Origin of the sequence: Streptomyces sp. NPDC005483 (genome assembly GCF_040606035.1) — a bacterium.
In the GTDB taxonomy this organism is placed as follows: Bacteria; Actinomycetota; Actinomycetes; order Streptomycetales; family Streptomycetaceae; genus Streptomyces.
In genome coordinates this window covers 200,794-216,365 of sequence record NZ_JBEXEA010000017.1, presented here as the reverse complement: position 1 = coordinate 216,365, position 15,572 = coordinate 200,794, and the positions used below count along the sequence as shown (strand labels likewise).

General features: G+C 69.6%; 17 protein-coding genes. 8 read left to right on the top strand and 9 right to left on the bottom strand.

The features are described 5' to 3' along the window. The first annotated feature begins 167 nt into the window (after positions 1 to 167). Positions 168 to 1,160 (top strand): porphobilinogen synthase, encoded by a 993-nt coding sequence (gene hemB, locus ABZT06_RS30520; protein WP_355747931.1) that lies wholly within the window; start codon positions 168 to 170, stop codon positions 1,158 to 1,160. A gap of 294 nt (positions 1,161 to 1,454) precedes the next feature. Next, positions 1,455 to 1,814, top strand: a complete 360-nt coding sequence (locus tag ABZT06_RS30515) for a DUF805 domain-containing protein (protein WP_355747928.1) — start codon at positions 1,455 to 1,457, stop codon at positions 1,812 to 1,814. Positions 1,815 to 1,843: 29 nt separating this feature from the next. On the opposite strand, the gene ABZT06_RS30510 is transcribed toward ABZT06_RS30515, so the two are convergent. Then, entirely contained in the window at positions 1,844 to 2,017 is a 174-nt protein-coding gene (locus ABZT06_RS30510) for a hypothetical protein (protein WP_355747926.1), read from the bottom strand. 235 nt (positions 2,018 to 2,252) lie between these two features. Here ABZT06_RS30510 and ABZT06_RS30505 point away from each other — a divergent pair, with 235 nt between their 5' ends. Together ABZT06_RS30505 and ABZT06_RS30500 are read left to right on the top strand one after the other, a co-directional pair. After that, a complete protein-coding gene (locus ABZT06_RS30505; RefSeq protein ID WP_355747923.1) occupies positions 2,253 to 3,155 on the top strand; it encodes an SAM-dependent methyltransferase in 903 nt (300 codons plus the stop codon). A gap of 100 nt (positions 3,156 to 3,255) precedes the next feature. Continuing rightward, positions 3,256 to 4,467: a PLP-dependent aminotransferase family protein gene (locus tag ABZT06_RS30500; RefSeq protein WP_355747920.1), complete on the top strand. Its 1,212-nt coding sequence runs from the start codon at positions 3,256 to 3,258 to the stop codon at positions 4,465 to 4,467. 6 nt (positions 4,468 to 4,473) lie between these two features. Here ABZT06_RS30500 and ABZT06_RS30495 read toward each other — a convergent pair whose 3' ends face one another. From ABZT06_RS30495 to ABZT06_RS30470, 6 genes are all read right to left on the bottom strand, one after another. After that, positions 4,474 to 4,977: a hypothetical protein gene (locus ABZT06_RS30495; protein ID WP_355747917.1), complete on the bottom strand. Its 504-nt coding sequence runs from the start codon at positions 4,975 to 4,977 to the stop codon at positions 4,474 to 4,476. Then, positions 4,974 to 6,230: a putative T7SS-secreted protein gene (locus ABZT06_RS30490; protein WP_355747914.1), complete on the bottom strand. Its 1,257-nt coding sequence runs from the start codon at positions 6,228 to 6,230 to the stop codon at positions 4,974 to 4,976. The genes ABZT06_RS30495 and ABZT06_RS30490 overlap by 4 nt, the downstream gene beginning before the upstream one ends. Beyond that, positions 6,230 to 6,556, bottom strand: coding sequence for a hypothetical protein (locus tag ABZT06_RS30485; RefSeq protein WP_355747911.1), 327 nt, complete (start codon positions 6,554 to 6,556; stop codon positions 6,230 to 6,232). Before ABZT06_RS30485 ends, ABZT06_RS30490 begins: the two co-directional genes overlap by 1 nt. A gap of 126 nt (positions 6,557 to 6,682) precedes the next feature. Then, positions 6,683 to 7,507: a DUF4253 domain-containing protein gene (locus tag ABZT06_RS30480; RefSeq protein WP_355747908.1), complete on the bottom strand. Its 825-nt coding sequence runs from the start codon at positions 7,505 to 7,507 to the stop codon at positions 6,683 to 6,685. Between the two features lie 44 nt (positions 7,508 to 7,551). Further along, on the bottom strand, positions 7,552 to 7,725 hold the full coding sequence (locus ABZT06_RS30475; protein WP_355747905.1) for a DUF397 domain-containing protein: 174 nt from the start codon (positions 7,723 to 7,725) through the stop codon (positions 7,552 to 7,554). After that, positions 7,722 to 8,549: a helix-turn-helix transcriptional regulator gene (locus tag ABZT06_RS30470; RefSeq protein WP_355747903.1), complete on the bottom strand. Its 828-nt coding sequence runs from the start codon at positions 8,547 to 8,549 to the stop codon at positions 7,722 to 7,724. Before ABZT06_RS30470 ends, ABZT06_RS30475 begins: the two co-directional genes overlap by 4 nt. 113 nt (positions 8,550 to 8,662) lie before the next feature. Between ABZT06_RS30470 and ABZT06_RS30465 the strand changes: the two genes are divergently transcribed. From ABZT06_RS30465 to ABZT06_RS30455, 3 genes are all read left to right on the top strand, one after another. After that, complete coding sequence (locus ABZT06_RS30465; RefSeq protein ID WP_355747900.1) at positions 8,663 to 9,064, top strand: ATP-binding protein; 402 nt, start codon at positions 8,663 to 8,665, stop codon at positions 9,062 to 9,064. A gap of 71 nt (positions 9,065 to 9,135) precedes the next feature. Then, a complete protein-coding gene (locus ABZT06_RS30460) occupies positions 9,136 to 9,633 on the top strand; it encodes an SRPBCC family protein (RefSeq protein WP_355747898.1) in 498 nt (165 codons plus the stop codon). Beyond that, a complete protein-coding gene (locus ABZT06_RS30455) occupies positions 9,630 to 10,502 on the top strand; it encodes a helix-turn-helix transcriptional regulator (protein ID WP_355747895.1) in 873 nt (290 codons plus the stop codon). The genes ABZT06_RS30460 and ABZT06_RS30455 overlap by 4 nt, the downstream gene beginning before the upstream one ends. On the opposite strand, the gene argS is transcribed toward ABZT06_RS30455, so the two are convergent. Further along, a complete protein-coding gene (argS, locus tag ABZT06_RS30450) occupies positions 10,480 to 12,234 on the bottom strand; it encodes an arginine--tRNA ligase (RefSeq protein ID WP_355747892.1) in 1,755 nt (584 codons plus the stop codon). The genes ABZT06_RS30455 and argS overlap by 23 nt on opposite strands. Positions 12,235 to 12,451: 217 nt before the next feature. Here argS and lysS point away from each other — a divergent pair, with 217 nt between their 5' ends. After that, positions 12,452 to 14,197 carry a lysine--tRNA ligase gene (gene lysS / locus ABZT06_RS30445; RefSeq protein ID WP_355747889.1) on the top strand — a complete coding sequence of 582 codons (1,746 nt, stop codon included), beginning with the start codon at positions 12,452 to 12,454 and terminating at the stop codon, positions 14,195 to 14,197. A 56-nt stretch (positions 14,198 to 14,253) separates the two neighbouring features. On the opposite strand, the gene ABZT06_RS30440 is transcribed toward lysS, so the two are convergent. Then, entirely contained in the window at positions 14,254 to 15,531 is a 1,278-nt protein-coding gene (locus tag ABZT06_RS30440; protein ID WP_355747886.1) for a DUF2637 domain-containing protein, read from the bottom strand. Positions 15,532 to 15,572 lie beyond the last annotated feature (41 nt).

The following is a 15,572-nucleotide window of genomic DNA, read 5'->3' as shown; positions in this document are numbered from 1 at the left end:
GGTGGGGGCGTGTGTAGCGCCTGCTCGTAGTGGTGGGGTCGGGGCACCGTCTCCTTCGCACCGTGGGCGACTGCAACTCCTCAGGGGCGCGGGGAGTTCGACAAACCGCGCTGGGGGCCGACGTCACGTCGGCAAAGGGGCCCACGAGGCGGGCGTAGCTTAGGTGTATGACGACGTACGGTTCCTTTCCCGGTGCGCGGCCCCGGCGGCTGCGGGTCAACCCCGTCATGCGGCGGATGGTTGCCGAGACCCGGCTGCACCCCGCTGACTTCATCCTTCCGGCGTTCGTGCGGGAGGGCGTCAGTGAGCCCGTGCCGATCGCGGCCATGCCCGGAGTCGTGCAGCACACCCGGGACACCCTGAAGAAGGCCGCCGCGGAGGCCGTCGCGGCCGGGATCTCCGGGATCATGCTCTTCGGGGTGCCGGAGGAGTCGAAGAAGGACGCTCTGGGGACGCCGGGCACCGACCCGGACGGGATTCTGCAGGTCGCCCTCCGGGACGTGCGGGCCGAGGTCGGTGACGAGCTGCTCGTGATGTCCGACCTGTGTCTCGACGAGACGACCGATCACGGGCACTGCGGGGTGCTGGACGCCGAGGGGCGGGTCGACAACGACGCGACTCTCGAGCGGTACGCCGAGATGGCCCAGGTGCAGGCGGATGCCGGTGCCCATGTGGTCGGGCCCAGCGGGATGATGGACGGCCAGATCGGGGTCGTACGGGATGCCCTTGATCAGATCGGGCGGGAGGATGTCGCCATCCTCGCGTACACGGCCAAGTACGCCTCCGCGTTCTACGGGCCGTTCCGGGAGGCCGTCGGCTCCTCGTTGCAGGGTGACCGCAAGACGTACCAGCAGGATCCGGCGAACGCGCGGGAGTCGCTGCGGGAGCTCGCCCTCGATCTGGAGGAGGGCGCCGACATGGTGATGGTCAAGCCGGCCGGGCCCTACCTCGACATCCTCGCGCGGGTCGCCGACGCCGCGGACGTGCCCGTCGCCGCCTATCAGATCTCCGGCGAGTACTCGATGATCGAGGCCGCCGCCGAGAAGGGCTGGATCGACCGGGACCGCGCGATCCTGGAGGCGCTGACCGGAATCAAGCGGGCCGGGGCGCAGAACATCCTCACCTACTGGGCCACCGAGGTGGCGCAGAAGCTCGGCTGACGACGCCGCCGGGCGGCGTGTCGCGGCAACGGTTCGAGCTCGGTCCGGATACGGGCGGGGCTCGTTCCGGCCAACGTCCGGATAACAACGCCCACTTCGCTTGGTGATCTTCTGGTGTTCTGTCCGTAATTCGCATCCGGATGTGGTGGATTTGTCGGGCTGCGTCGAGTCTTCGGCTTGATGGACCGCTTACATCCGTCGAATTGACGAGTTCCCGACATCCTCCATATCTTCTGCGCCTGGCCTGATCCATTCGGAACAGTTCCGAACGCCGATCCCTGGGGGGACACCACCATGAACTACTTCCTCGACGTGCTGAAGAAGTACGCCGTGTTCAGCGGCCGCGCGCGCCGCAAGGAATACTGGATGTACACCCTGTTCGTCACGATCATCTACATCGTGCTCGCCGTCATCGGTGCCGTGGCCAAGCAGGCGTGGATCCCGATCATCTTCTACGTCGCCATCCTGCTCCCCAGCCTCGCCGTCCTCGTGCGCCGCCTGCACGACACCGGCCGCAGCGGCTGGTGGGTCCTGTTCGGTCTGGTTCCGCTCGCCGGTGGCATCACCCTCCTCGTCTTCACCTGCCTCGACGGTGAGCCGGGCGAGAACAAGTTCGGCCCCAACCCGAAGGGTTTCGCCCCGGCGCACGTGTGATGCCGTAACTCCGCTTCGAGGCCGCCCGGTCAGTGCTGGGCGGCCTTCTGGTTTTCCACGGGGGTGAGGACCGCCGCCCTGTCCTTGGCCGGGCCCTCGTCGCGTACGCCCTGGCCGTCTTTGCAGCCCGTCAGGGTGGCCAGGGCGAGGAGGGCGAGGACCGTCGCGGTGCGTATGCGGGGGGTGGGGGGTCGGAAGGGCATGGGATCAGGCTGCGGGGGAGAGGGCGCGATCGCCAGGCCTGGCCGGGGATTCGGGACGGGATCGTCGCGGGGAACGCGTTGACCTGTGCGGATGTGGTTTCCCGTGTCCCTCGCGTGGGATGCGGGACGGGGCATCTCGGGCACCGGGCACCATCAAGTCGCCCTGGGAGTTAGGTTCTTGACCATCGCGGTGGTGGTCCGTCGTGGGACCGACGCATTCACAGGGGAGACGCCCATGTCCGGTGACGCGCTGAGCCAGGACCCGGCCGAGCTGGCCAGGAGGATCGACACCACCAAGGCACATCCGGCCCGTGTCTACGACGTCTTCCTCGGCGGCAAGGACAACTACCCCGCCGACCGGGCGGCGGCCGCCGCCGCGCTCGCCGCCAACCCCCGCGGCTACCTCGACGTACGCCACAACCGCGACTTCATGCGCCGGGCCGTCGACCGGCTGACCGCGCGGGACGGGATCCGGCAGCTCCTCGACATCGGCACCGGGCTGCCGACCGCGGAGAACGTCCACCAGATCGCCCAGCGGATCCGGCCCGACTCCCGGGTCGTCTACGTCGACAACGACCCGGTGGTGCTGGCGCACGCCCGCGCGCTGCTCACGAGCGGGCCCGAGGGGCGCACGGACTACATCGACGCCGACTTCAAGAGCCCCGCGCAGATCCTCGAACAGGCCGCCAAGACCCTGGACTTCGACCAGCCGATCGCACTGTGCCTGGTGGCGCTCCTGCACTTCGTCGAGGACGACGAGGCCTATCCGATCGTGCGGGAGCTCGTGGAGGCCCTGCCCTCCGGCAGCCGGATCGTGCTCAGCCATCTGACCGACGAGATGCATCCCGAGCCCACCCGCGCGGTCCAGCGCACCTACACCGAGCGCGGGTTCACCTTCGTGTTCCGGTCCCGGAGCGAGGTGGAGCGGTTCTTCACCGAGGTGCCGGGCGTCTCGCTGGACGAGCCCGGTGTGGTGCCCGCGCATCGGTGGCACCCCGGGCCCGCGCCCGCGCCGCCCGCCATCGACGCGGAGGACTTCGAGTCCCTCGACGACATCGAGAAGATCCGCTACCGCGACATCAACGACGTCACGGACGACGACATCAACGTCTACGGGGCGACCGGCACCAAGGCGTGAGCGGGGGTCCGGCGTCCGTATCGCGGAAAGGTGCTTGTAGGCGGCACTCAGTTCTTTAGGCTGCGCAGCACCCAGTCTCCGCAGAGTCAGGAGCCGTGCCATGACGGTGCCCACGTCCGCTTCCGTGCCGCCGCTCGCCGCCCGGGCCCGGGCCGTCGGTGGGTCGCCGGTACGGGACATCCTCGCCGTCACCGCCCGCCCCGAGGTCATCAACTTCGCGGGCGGGCTGCCGGCCCCCGAACTGTTCGACGCCGAGGGGATCGCGGCGGCATACCGGGCGGTGCTCGCCGAGATGCCCGAGCGGGCGCTCCAGTACTCGACCACCGAGGGCGAGCCCGTGCTGCGGGCGGCCCTGGCGGAGCGGATGGCGGTGCGCGGACTCGCCACCGACGCCGACGACGTCCTCGTCACGACCGGCTCGCAGCAGGCGCTGTCGCTGCTCGCCACCGCCCTGATCGAGCCCGGCGACACGGTCCTCGTCGAGAGCCCCTGTTACCTGGCCGCGCTTCAGGCCTTCGGGCTCGCGGGCGCCCGGGTGGTGGCCGTGCCGGGGGACGACGAGGGGCCCGATCCCGTGGCGCTGGAGGAGCTCGTCGTGCGGGAGCGGCCCAAGCTGCTCTACACCGTGCCCACCTTCCAGAACCCGACCGGGCGGACCATGTCCGCGGGGCGCCGGGCCGCCGTCGCGTCCGTGGCCGCGCGGTGCGGGCTGTGGATCGTCGAGGACGACCCGTACGGCGAACTCCGCTTCGAGGGCGAGCGGGTGCCGTGGATCGCCGCCCACGAGGAGGTCCGCGACCGGGTCGTGCTGCTCGGGTCCTTCTCCAAGGTCATGGCCCCCGGCCTGCGGCTGGGCTGGCTACGGGCGCCCGGCGAGCTGCGGCGGGCCTGCGCGGTCGCCAAGCAGGCCGCCGACCTGCACACCCCGACCGTCAACCAGCTCGCCGCGGCACGCTACCTGGCCGACCGGGACCTCGACGCGCATGTACGCCGCGTCGCGGGCGTCTACGGGGAGCGGCGGGACGCCATGCTCACGGGACTGGCCGACGCCCTGCCCGAGGGGTCGGTCTGGACGCGTCCCGAGGGCGGCATGTTCCTCTGGGCGCGGCTTCCGTCGTCGTACGACACGACCGCGCTGCTGCCGCGGGTCGTGACGCGGGATGTGGCCTACGTCCCGGGGGCGCCCTTCTACGCCGGTGAGCCCGACCGCTCGACCCTGCGGCTCTGCTTCGTGACGCAGACGCCGCAGGAGATCGGGGAGGGGCTGCGGCGGCTGGGGGAGGGACTGCGGGGCGGCCCGGCCGGGGTGTGAGACGTGTCAGCCGAAGGGTGAGACGGCCGGGGAGGTCCAGAAGGTCACGGTCGGACCGTAGGAGCCGTCCTCCTCGTCGCTGACCTCGACGGTGATCTCCAGGTCGGGGTACCGGGCGGACAGGACGCCCTGCCAGCATTCCCCCAGGGCCAGCGCGAGTTGGGGCAGTTCCTCGCCGAGTTGATCGTCGTCCGTGAGGGCGGTGTTGTTGAAGGTGCCCCACAACTCGACGTGATTGACGACGACTTCGATTCGATTTCGATCGTCACCCAGCTTCGTGAACCAGTCGTCGACAGTGCTCTGGCGGAAGCGCTCCTTGAGGAACACGCAGCCGCGGTACTCGACCGTTTCGGGGCAGAACAGCCAGGCCGCGGCCAGGACGAAACGAAGGCCGCCCTCGAAGTCGAGGTAGTTGTCCGGGTCGAGATCCTCGTTCTTCCAGTCGGTCCGCCACTTCTTGAAGAAGGCCGGCAGCTCACGCTCGGACCACGACGGTTTGATGCTGCTCACGGGATCTCCCAGGGGAACGCGGTGCGCACGTCCTTCGACTCACCCACAAAGACTTGCCCGGTCTTGGGGTTGGTATTGTGCACCATTTCTACGACATGTGGTGTCTCTACTCCGTTGTGCGACGCCCCCTCCAAGTCCACTCGCTTCAAGGCGCGACCTTCGGAGTCGTAGGTGGAGTAGCTGGTCACCTTGCCCGTCTGTGGATCGGTCTTGTACATGGTCCCGTTCTTCGGACCGTTCTCCTTCGGAAGTTTGAGGCCTCCGCGGCCAGAGCCGGTACCAGTGCCCTCGTACTTCTGGCCGTTCTTGATCAGATCGGACGCCGGCTGCTGGGACGAGCCGCCGGTGCCGGAGCCCTCGCTGTTCATGCGCAGGGGTTCGACCTGGGAGTCGCTCGTGGCGTGCTGGGCGAGGTCCACGGCGCCGGCGCCCGCCAGGCCGACGCCCGCGGTGATCCCGGCGGCGGAGACCACGTTGAGGGGCACACCGGCGATGGCACCGACCCCGGTGGCGTCCAGGGCGACGCCGAGACCTTCGCCGCCGGCGCTGACACCGGCCAGGAGCATGCCGCCGAGCATCGCCGCGCTGTCGCCGGGGTGCTGGACCATGGCGTTCCCGAAGGAGGCGAGGTCGTTGACGACGGTCTTGCCGCCGTCGAGCAGGCCCTCGCCCACGTCGCCGAGAACGTCACCGACCTTGGACCAGAATCCCGGGCGCTCCGGGGCGGACTCGGTGGCCTTCCGCACCAGCGCGGCCGCGGTGTGTCCGGCGGTGTTCACATTGCCGCGGGCCGTGTCGAGATCCGCGCGGGCGGCGGCACGGTCCGCTTCACCGGGATCGTTGAAGGGGATCTCGGTGGTGTCCCCTTTTCCACGCGCCTCGGTGACCTGCCGGTCGTGTTCGTTCTTGGCGTTCGTGGTGGCCGCCTCGCCGCGCGCGTACCGGGAGATGGCGTCGGCGGCGCGTTGCTGGGCCGCGCGCAGGGTGTGGAGGTAGTCGTACAGCGCGTTCGCGGCGGCGTGGAACTCGTTGCCCGCCTCGGTCCATCGGGCGGGCTGGCCGTGGAAACGGTCCCGGAAGGCGTCCCCGGCGGGGCCCCGCCAGCCGTCCACGGTGTCGATCTTCGCCAGTCCTTCGCCGGCCTCGATGAGGACGTCACCGTAGGCGAGCAGGGACTGTGCAGTCGTGGTCAGGGAGTCCGGTGAGCCGGGGACGAGCGCGCGGGGGTCCGACGTCTCGCCGAGCTCGGCCATCAGGACGCCCCCGGGTCTGTTCCGGAGGGCGACTGAAGGATGCCCTCGGTGGAGAGCTGGATGTGCTGCTCGGCCGCTTCGTAGTTCGTGACGCAGCGGTTCAGCCGGTCGGAGACCTCGGAGCCGTCGGAGGCCAGGTGCGAGACGCCGATGTTCCACCGGTCGGTGAAGTCGACGATCGCGGAGGCCAGTTCGTCGTGTCCGAAGTCGCCCTTGGGGACGTCGATGTCGCTCACCTTCTTGGTGGCCATCGCGTCCAGCGTGGTGCTGATCCCGGAGGCGGCCTTGCGGAGCGCGCCGAGGTCCACGGAAAAGCCGTCGGGCATGCTGAGCGCCCTCCCCCTGTTAAGGACCGCAAACGAAAAGGGAGTTTAGCGACGGATTCAGTGAGTCGAGGCGGGAGGGGGTGACTTGAAAGGGAATTTGCTTGTGGGAGACCTCCGGTTTGCCTTTCAGTCCCACCAGAAGGACCAGACGCGTTGGCCCAGCACCGCGTGTTCGGCGTACGCGCGCAGGGTCTCGTGATCGCCCTGGGTGATGTTGTCCGGGCAGAACGCGAAGTGCTCGGCGGCGACGGCCTCCGCCTCCTCCCTGGTCGTGGGCGGGGCGGCGACGGACACGGTCAACTGGTCGAAGCCGAGCGCGATGACACGTATGCCGAAGCGGTCCTCCCAGTCACGGAGGACCGAGCACAGCCGGGCCGTGTCACCCTCGAAGTTCACCGGTCCCGTCCAGCCGATGGCCGCCGGGATGTCCGCGCTGCGGCGGGCCGGGACCAGGGCGAGACGGGGCTCCTTGAACCACGAACCTTCGTCGAGGAGCGCGTCGGCGGTCTCGGCGGCCCGGGTGTCGGGGTCGGCGGGGAAAGACTCGGGGGCCGGGGCCAGGCCGGGCCAGGTCTCGTCGTAGGGGGCGACCGTCTCGTCGAGGTCGTCGGGCTCCTCGATCGCGTACGCCCAGTACTCCGCCAGCAGTTCCTCCGGGTCGTGATCCCCGGGGTACGACATCTCCCCGGGCATCAACTCCCACTCCTCCGGCCCGCCCTGCGTACCGCCGACGTCTATCAGCACCGGCAGCAGCCCGGCCCGTGCGGCCGGTGCCCCGAGCGCCGTCCACGCCCCGGAGGACGCGGCGTACTCGGCATGCCACAGCAGCGGTTCGTGCCAGGGCCCCTCGTCGGTCGCGTCGATCAGTCTCCCCAGGGGGAGTCCAAGTCCGAGCGAACGACCGCTCGGGTCTGCCGCGAGGGTGGGCAGCGGGTTGGGAAGAGTCGCCATGTCAGTGACTGTAGGGGCCGCCACTGACAATGGCCGACGGTGCGCTACTTGAGGGCGGTGGTGAAGGCGGTCCAGGTGGTGGGAGTTACCCGGAGGGTGGGTTCCGGGTGCTTGGAGTCGCGGATGTGGATGGCCCCGGTCTCCTCGGCTACCTCGACGCACTGGCCGCCCTCGCTGCTGCTGTAGGTCGACTTGAACCACTGAAGTGCGGTGCTCATAGCTCTCCTACCAGACGGTCCAACCAGCTTCTGGAGTCCTCGATGGTGAGGGCCTGAGTCCGCAGCATCGCATATTTGCGCGCGAGGATGGACACCTCATCCGCGTCGGATACCCACTGGCTGCCGCGCTGGGACTCGGTGTAGGCGAGGTGCTGGTGGTCGGGAGTCTCCAGGAGCGTGAAGGGGCCCGCGTCCCCCGCATGCGCTGTGCGGTTCAGCGGCAGGATCTGCAAGGACAGGCAGGGGAGTTCGGAACATTCGCGCAGGAAGCGCAACTGGTCCAGGTGCGTCCCGTGGCCGCCCGTAGGCATGAGGAGCGCGGGCTCCCAGACGACGAAGCTCAGCGTCGGCGGGACCTTGCGGTGCAGGATCTCCCGGCGGCCGACGCGCGCGGCGACCTTCGTCTCCAACTCGTCGGCGTCGTACGCCGGAACACGTCCACCCAGCAACGCGCACGCGTACCGCTCGGTCTGGAGCAACCCCGGCACCACCAGGGCGTCGTACCAGGACAGGGCGATGGCCTCGCGCTCGTGCTCGACGTACAGCTCGGCCCACATCGGGAACTGGTCGATGTCCGGCAGGTGGGCCACCCCCGCCGCCAACATCCCCTTCGTCTCCAGGACTTCGTCCAGCAGCGCGGCCAGGTCCGGTTTCAGCGTCCGTCTGCCCTGCTCGATCGACGCGATGGTCTCCTCGTCGACGCGTACGAGGTCGGCGAGGACAATCTGGGTGTGGCCCGCGGCGCGGCGCGCGGTGCCGAGTTGCTTCCCCAGCATCTTCATGGACGTGAGGTTCTTCGGCCGCGGTGGCTTCCTGGCGCTCATGCAGGTCTCCATCCCCCTCGGGGCGTGTACGTCACCGGGTGTGAACCCGTACAAAAAATCTGTACGGGTTCACCGAGTGATCAACGCTAGTCACTCTCCGCGACTCTCGTCCCGTGAACGAGACGACCCAACTACCGCTCCTGCGCGAGAGGTTCTTCCGCCGCGAACGCCGAACCGCGCAGGCAGCACGCCGCTTCACGGCCGAGGTCCTGGCCGGCTGGGGCCTCGCGGAGACCTCGCGTGCGGACGACGTACTGCTCTGCGTGAGCGAACTGGTGACGAACGCACTGCTGCACGGCGTACCGCCAGGACGCCAGTTGCGGCTGTTCCTGCGGTACGACGTGAGCGCCCTGGTCGTCGAGGTGCACGACAGCGGGGGCGGTGTGCCGCACATCGTCCGTGACGGGGACGAGGGCGGACGGGGGCTGTTGCTGGTGGCCGCGCTGAGTGACCGGTGGGGGGTGCGGGAGCGGGAGCCTGGGAAGACGGTGTGGTGCGAGTTCGTGGTGCCGTAGCGCGAGGTCCCGCGAGGGTATGTACTGACAGGTGTCTGCCTCGGGCAGGCGCCGGCCGCGATGCTCTTGGCATGACCAAAACGAGTGTCCCGATCACCGTCTTCGCCCGTACGACGTCCAGCCCCGCCCACACCCACCGGGTCATCGTGCCGATCGACCTCGCCCAGGTGTTCAAGCCGTGGGGACCCTTCCCCGGCGTCGCGGAAGTGCGCGACCAGACCGGCACCTGGGACCGGCCGGGGATGTCGCGCCAGACCTGGTTCACCGACGGCTCCAAGGCCGACGAGCGTCTTACCGAGATCGCGGAAGGGCACGGGTTCGCCTACGAGCTGAGTGGCTTCACCAACGTGCTGGCCAAGCTGGTCTCCGGGGTGCGCGGCGAGTGGTCGTTCCTGCCCGACGGCTCCGGCACGTCGATCCGGTGGACCTACGACTTCCGGCCGCTGCCAGGCCGCCGCTGGATCGTCGCGGGGCCGTTCAAGCCCCTCTGGGCCAGCTACATGCGCGCTGCACTCACCAGGATGGTGACCGTGGTGCAGGAAACGCCCGATGGCATCATGGAGGCGTGAGCGACCTGAGCTTCGGCGCCTTATTACGCGGCTGGCGCGACCGCCTCGACCCGGCCGACGCCGGCTACGCCCCCTCGGCCCGGCGCCGCGCCCCTGGCCTGCGCCGCGAGGAACTCGCCGAACTCGCCGGCCTCTCCGTCGAGTACGTGCTGCGCCTGGAGCAGGGCCGGGCCACCCATCCCTCCGCGCAGGTCGTCTCTGCCATCGCCCGCGCACTGCGGCTCACCCCGGCCGAACGCGACCAGCTCTTCCGCGCCGCCGGCCTGCTCGCCCCGCGCGACCACACCGTCGGCACTCACGTGCCGCCGAGCATCCGCCGTCTCGTCGCCCGCCTCGGTGCTCTCCCGATCGGCGTGTTCGCCGCCGACTGGAGCCTGCTGTGGTGGAACGACATGTGGACGGCCCTGCACGGCGACCCGTCCGGCCTGCCGCCCGCCGAACGCAACCTCGCCCGCGCACTCTTCGGCACGGGAGAGGGTCGCTGGCACCTGTACCCCGTCTCATCGGCGGCCGGACCGTACGCGTTCGAGACGGCGATCGTCGCGGACCTGCGCGAAGCGGTCGCCCGCTATCCGGCCGACCCGGAGCTGGCCGCGCTCGTCGACGGGTTGCGCAAGTCCTCGCCGTTCTTCGGTGAACTGTGGGCCGTGGCGGGCATGGAGCAGCTGACCGGGGACCTGAAGACGATCAGCCATCCCGAACTCGGCGACGTCACCCTGGACTGCGACGTGCTGACCTTGCCGGGAGTCGACCTGCGCATCGTCACCTACACAGCGGCCCCGGGAACCCGCGGCGCCGACCAACTCGATCTCATGCATGCGTCCCGGCTCAGCGAAGCCCGCCCGGTCAGAGGCGCTCGGGCGTCCTGATACCCAGTAGGGCCATGCCCTGGTGCAGGGTGCGGGCGGTCAGGTCGCACAGGAACAGGCGGTTCTCGACCTGCGCCGGGGTGTCGGCCTTGAGGACCGGGCACTTGTCGTAGAAGGACGTGTACAGGGAGGCGAGCTGGTAGAGGTACGCCGCCAGCTTGTGGGGGGCGTACTCCGCGGCAGCCTCGAAGACCGTGTCGCCGAACGCGTCCAAATGCAGGCCCAACGCCCGCTCCGCCTCGGTCAGTTCGAGCTCCGGGTGGGCGGTCGGCCGTACCTCTCCCGCCTTGCGCAGGATCGACCGGATACGGGCGTACGCGTACTGGAGGTACACGCTCGTGTCGCCGTTCAGCGACACCATCTGGTCGAGGTCGAACTTGTAGTCGCGGCTGGGGGACGTGGACAGGTCGGCGTACTTCACCGCGCCGATGCCCACCTGCGCCGCCCGCTCCTGGATCTCGTCCTCGGTGAGGTCGAGCGCCTTCTCGCGAACGACCTCCGCGGCCCGCTGCACGGCCTCGTCCAGCAGGTCCTCCAGCTTGACCGTCTCGCCCTCACGCGTCTTGAACGGCTTGCCGTCCGCGCCGAGCACCGTGCCGTAGCCCATGTTGTGCGCGGTGACGTCGTCGTTCAGCCACTCTGCCCGGCGGGCCGCCTCGAAGACCATCTTGAAGTGCAGCGACTGGCGTACGTCCACGACGTAGAGGAGCGTGGTCGCCTTGAGGTCGACGACGCGGTTCCTGATCGCCGTCAGGTCGCTCGCCGCGTACCCGAAGCCGCCGTCGGCCTTCTGCACGATCAGCGGGACCCGCTGGTCGTCCTTGCCGCGGATCTCGTCGAAGAAGACGACCAGCGCGCCCTCGGAGCGCTCCGCGACGCCCTTCTCCTCCAGGAGGCGGGCGGTCTCCGGCATGTTGTCGTTGTACGCCGACTCGCCGACGATCTCGTCGTCCCGGATCTCCATGTCCAGCTTCTCGAAGACCGAGTAGAAGTAGACCTTCGACTCGTCCACGAACTGCTGCCAGAGCTCGAGCGTCTCCTTGTCGCCGGACTGCAGGGCGACAACCCTCTTGCGGGCCCGCTCCTTGAACTCCTCGTCCGCGTCGAACACCGCACGCGACGCCTTGTACACCCGGTTCAGGTTCGACATGGCCTGCTCGCCGTCGACCTGGTCCGCGGGGGCCAGCTCACCGGGGTTCTCGATCAGGTACTGGATGAGCATGCCGAACTGGGTGCCCCAGTCGCCGATGTGGTGCCGGCCGATCGTCCGCTCGCCGGTGAAGTCGAGCATGCTCCGCAGGGCGTCGCCGATCACCGCGGAACGCAGGTGACCGACGTGCATCTCCTTCGCCACGTTCGGCTGGGCGTAGTCGATCACCGTGATGCCGGGCCGGTCCTTGAGCGGTACGCCGAGACGGTCGCCGTCCTCGTACCGGGCGGCGAGGTTCTCGGTGATCGCCCTGTCGGTGAGCGTGATGTTGAGGAAGCCGGGGCCGGAGACCTCGATGTCCTTGATCACGTCACCGGTGACGATCCCGGCGACCACCTGCGTCGCCAGGTCCCTCGGGTTCGCCTTCGCCTTCTTGGCGAGCGCCAGGATGCCGTTCGCCTGGAAGTCGGCCCGGTCGCTGCGTCGCAGCAGTGGGTCCGCGGATGCCTCCGGCAGGGTGGCGGAGATCGCGGAGCCGAGCTGCTGGTTGACGGAGTCGCTGAGGGACGTGACCGGGGCCATGGGGAAGGGTGCCGTTCTCCTCGGGGGATCAGATAGACACCGTCAGTATCCCATGGGGTGGGAAGCGGTTTTTTGGGCGCAGGCCGGTGGGGGCTTGGCGCGCCCCGCGGCGGAGCCGCAAATCGATACAGCCCCGCGCCCCCAGGAGAGGCGGCTTCGCCGCTCTCTCGGAGGGTGGGAGAATGGAGCCTCCATCAACGCCATCAGTAAAGAGGACGTGCCGATCGTGGGTCAGAGCGCTGAGACCACCGACTGGGTCTCCCGTTTCGCGGATGAGGTCATCGAGGAGTCGGAGCGTCGGGCCCCGGGCAAACCGGTCGTCGTCGCGTCCGGGCTGTCCCCCTCCGGACCCATCCACCTCGGGAACCTCCGCGAGGTCATGACCCCGCACCTCGTCGCCGACGAGATCCGGCGCCGGGGCCACCAGGTGCGGCACCTGATCTCCTGGGACGACTACGACCGGTACCGCAAGGTGCCGGCCGGTGTCCCCGGGGTCGACGACTCGTGGGGCGAGCACATCGGCAAGCCGCTGACCTCCGTGCCCGCGCCGAAGGGGTCCGCGCACCCGAACTGGGCCGAGCACTTCAAGGCCGCCATGGTCGACGCGCTCGCCGAGCTGGGTGTCGAGTTCGACGGGATCAGCCAGACCGCGCAGTACACCTCGGGCGTCTACCGCGAGCAGATCCTGCACGCCATGGCCCACCGCGGGGACATCGACGCGATCCTCGACCAGTACCGGACCAAGAAGGCCCCGGCCGCCGCGAAGAAGCAGCAGAAGCCGCTCGACGAGGCCGAGGTCGAGGCCGCCGAGGGGTCCGGCGCGGCCGCCGAGGACGACGGGTCCTCCGGGTCCGCCGGGTACTTCCCGTACAAGCCCTACTGCGGCAACTGCGAGAAGGACCTCACCACCGTCACCTCCTACGACGACGCCACCACCGAGCTGTCGTACACCTGCAACGCCTGCGGGTTCTCCGAGACCGTCCGGCTGAACGAGTTCAACCGCGGCAAGCTCGTCTGGAAGGTCGACTGGCCGATGCGCTGGGCCTACGAGGGCGTCGTCTTCGAGCCCAGCGGGGTCGACCACTCCTCGCCCGGGTCCTCCTTCCAGGTCGGCGGGCAGATCGTCGGGATCTTCGGCGGGAAGCAGCCGATCGGGCCGATGTACGCCTTCGTCGGCATCTCCGGCATGGCGAAGATGTCCTCGTCGAAGGGCGGGGTGCCGACGCCCGGCGACGCGCTGAAGATCATGGAGCCGCAGCTCCTGCGGTGGCTCTACGCCCGCCGCAGGCCCAACCAGTCGTTCAAGATCGCCTTCGACCAGGAGATCCAGCGGCTCTACGACGAGTGGGACAAGCTGGACGCCAAGGTCGCCGACGGCACCGCGCTGCCGGCCGACGTGGCCGCACACGCGCGTGCGGTGGGCACGGCCGGCGGGGAACTGCCCCGGACGGCGCGCGTGCTGCCGTACCGGACGCTCGCCTCCGTCGCCGACATCACCGCCGGGCACGCAGACCAGGCGCTGCGGATCCTCAGCGAGCTGGACCCCGGCAACCCGCTGTCGGCACTGGACGAGGCCCGGCCCCGGTACGACAAGGCCGAAGCCTGGATCAACACCCAGGTGCCCGCCGACCAGCGGACCATCGTGCGCGCTGAGCCCGACGCCGAACTGCTGAAGTCCCTCGACGAGGCATCCCAGCAGTCGCTGCGGCTGCTCCTCGACGGGCTCGCCTCGAACTGGTCGCTCGACGGGCTCACCCACCTCGTGTACGGCGTGCCCAAGGTGCAGGCCGGGTTCTCCGCGGACGCCACGCCCAAGGAGCTGCCGGCCGAGATCAAGACGGCCCAGCGGGCGTTCTTCGCCCTGCTGTACCAGCTGCTGGTCTCCCGGGACACCGGGCCCCGGCTGCCCACCTTGCTGCTGGCCGTGGGGCAGGAGCGGGTCCGGGCGCTGCTCGGGGAGTAGGCGGTACGGAAGAGGGGCCCTCCGGTGTGGAGGGCCCCTTCTCATGTCCGGGTGGCTCAGGCGATGTGGTCTTCCTGGAGTTCCGCCGTGTGGCGGTTCGTGAAGCGGTTGACCATGCGCTCGGCGTCGCGCTGGGAGAGCACGACGCCGTACGTCGCCTCCACGTCGCCCCTGAGCTGGCCGGGGGAGGGATAGCTGCCGTCTATCGACTTCTTGAAGACCAGGTAGAAGTCGTCCTCGGTCGGCTCCGGAGCGCCGCCGCCCTCCCCGAGCTCGCGGGTGCGGCCGTCGGTCACCGGGATGGGAAAGCTGCCCGTCTCCTCCATCGAGGGGCCCGGTTCCCTCGCGGAGGGCTCCTCGTACTGGATCTGCTGCAACTCGTACTGCTCCGCCTCGAGTTGCTCCTCGTACCAGCGGTTGTACTGCTCCGCGGGGTCGTAGTCGGGGTTGTAGCCGCCCTGGTACTCGACCTGCTTGGGAGTCTCGAACCACGGGCTCTGCTCGGGCTCGGGCTCGGGCGCGGGCTGGGGGACGGCCTGCCGAGGGCCGGGAACGCTGTCGAGCTCCCGGCGCTGCTCTCCGGGAACCGCCGTTCGCTGGGCCACGGCGGCCACGGCGGCCACTTCGGCCGGGGGCGCCGGCGGCAGCAGGACCGGCTCGATACCCGCCGCTGCCAGGCCCGCCGGGGCCGTCTCCGCCAGCGGGACGCCGTAGCGGGCCAGGCGCAGCGGCATCAGGGACTCCACCGGCGCCTTCCTGCGCCAGGCCCGGCCGAAGCGGGAGTGGAGTCGGGCCTGGTAGACGAGGCGGTCCTGTTCCAGCTTGATGACCTGCTCGTAGGAGCGCAGCTCCCACAGCTTCATGCGGCGCCACAGCAGGAACGTGGGGATGGGGGACAGGAGCCAGCGGGTGAGGCGGACCCCCTCCATGTGCTTGTCCGCCGTGATGTCCGCGATACGTCCGATCGCGTGCCGGGCCGCCTCCACCGACACCACGAACAGGATCGGGATCACCGCGTGCATACCGACGCCCAGCGGGTCCGGCCAGGCCGCCGCGCCGTTGAAGGCGATCGTGGCGACCGTCAGGAGCCACGCCGTCTGGCGCAGCAGCGGGAACGGTATGCGGATCCACGTCAGAAGCAGGTCGAGGGCGAGCAGGACGCAGATGCCCGCGTCGATGCCGATCGGGAGGACATAACTGAAGTTCCCGAAGCCCTTCTGGAAGGCGAGTTCACGGACGGCCGCGTAGGACCCCGCGAAGCCGATGCCGGCGATGATCACGGCGCCGAACACGACCACGCCTATGAGCACGCGGTGCATTCGAGTCAGCTGCATGGGCGCGGCCACCCGTACTCCCCTCCCTGTACGTGTTGTTG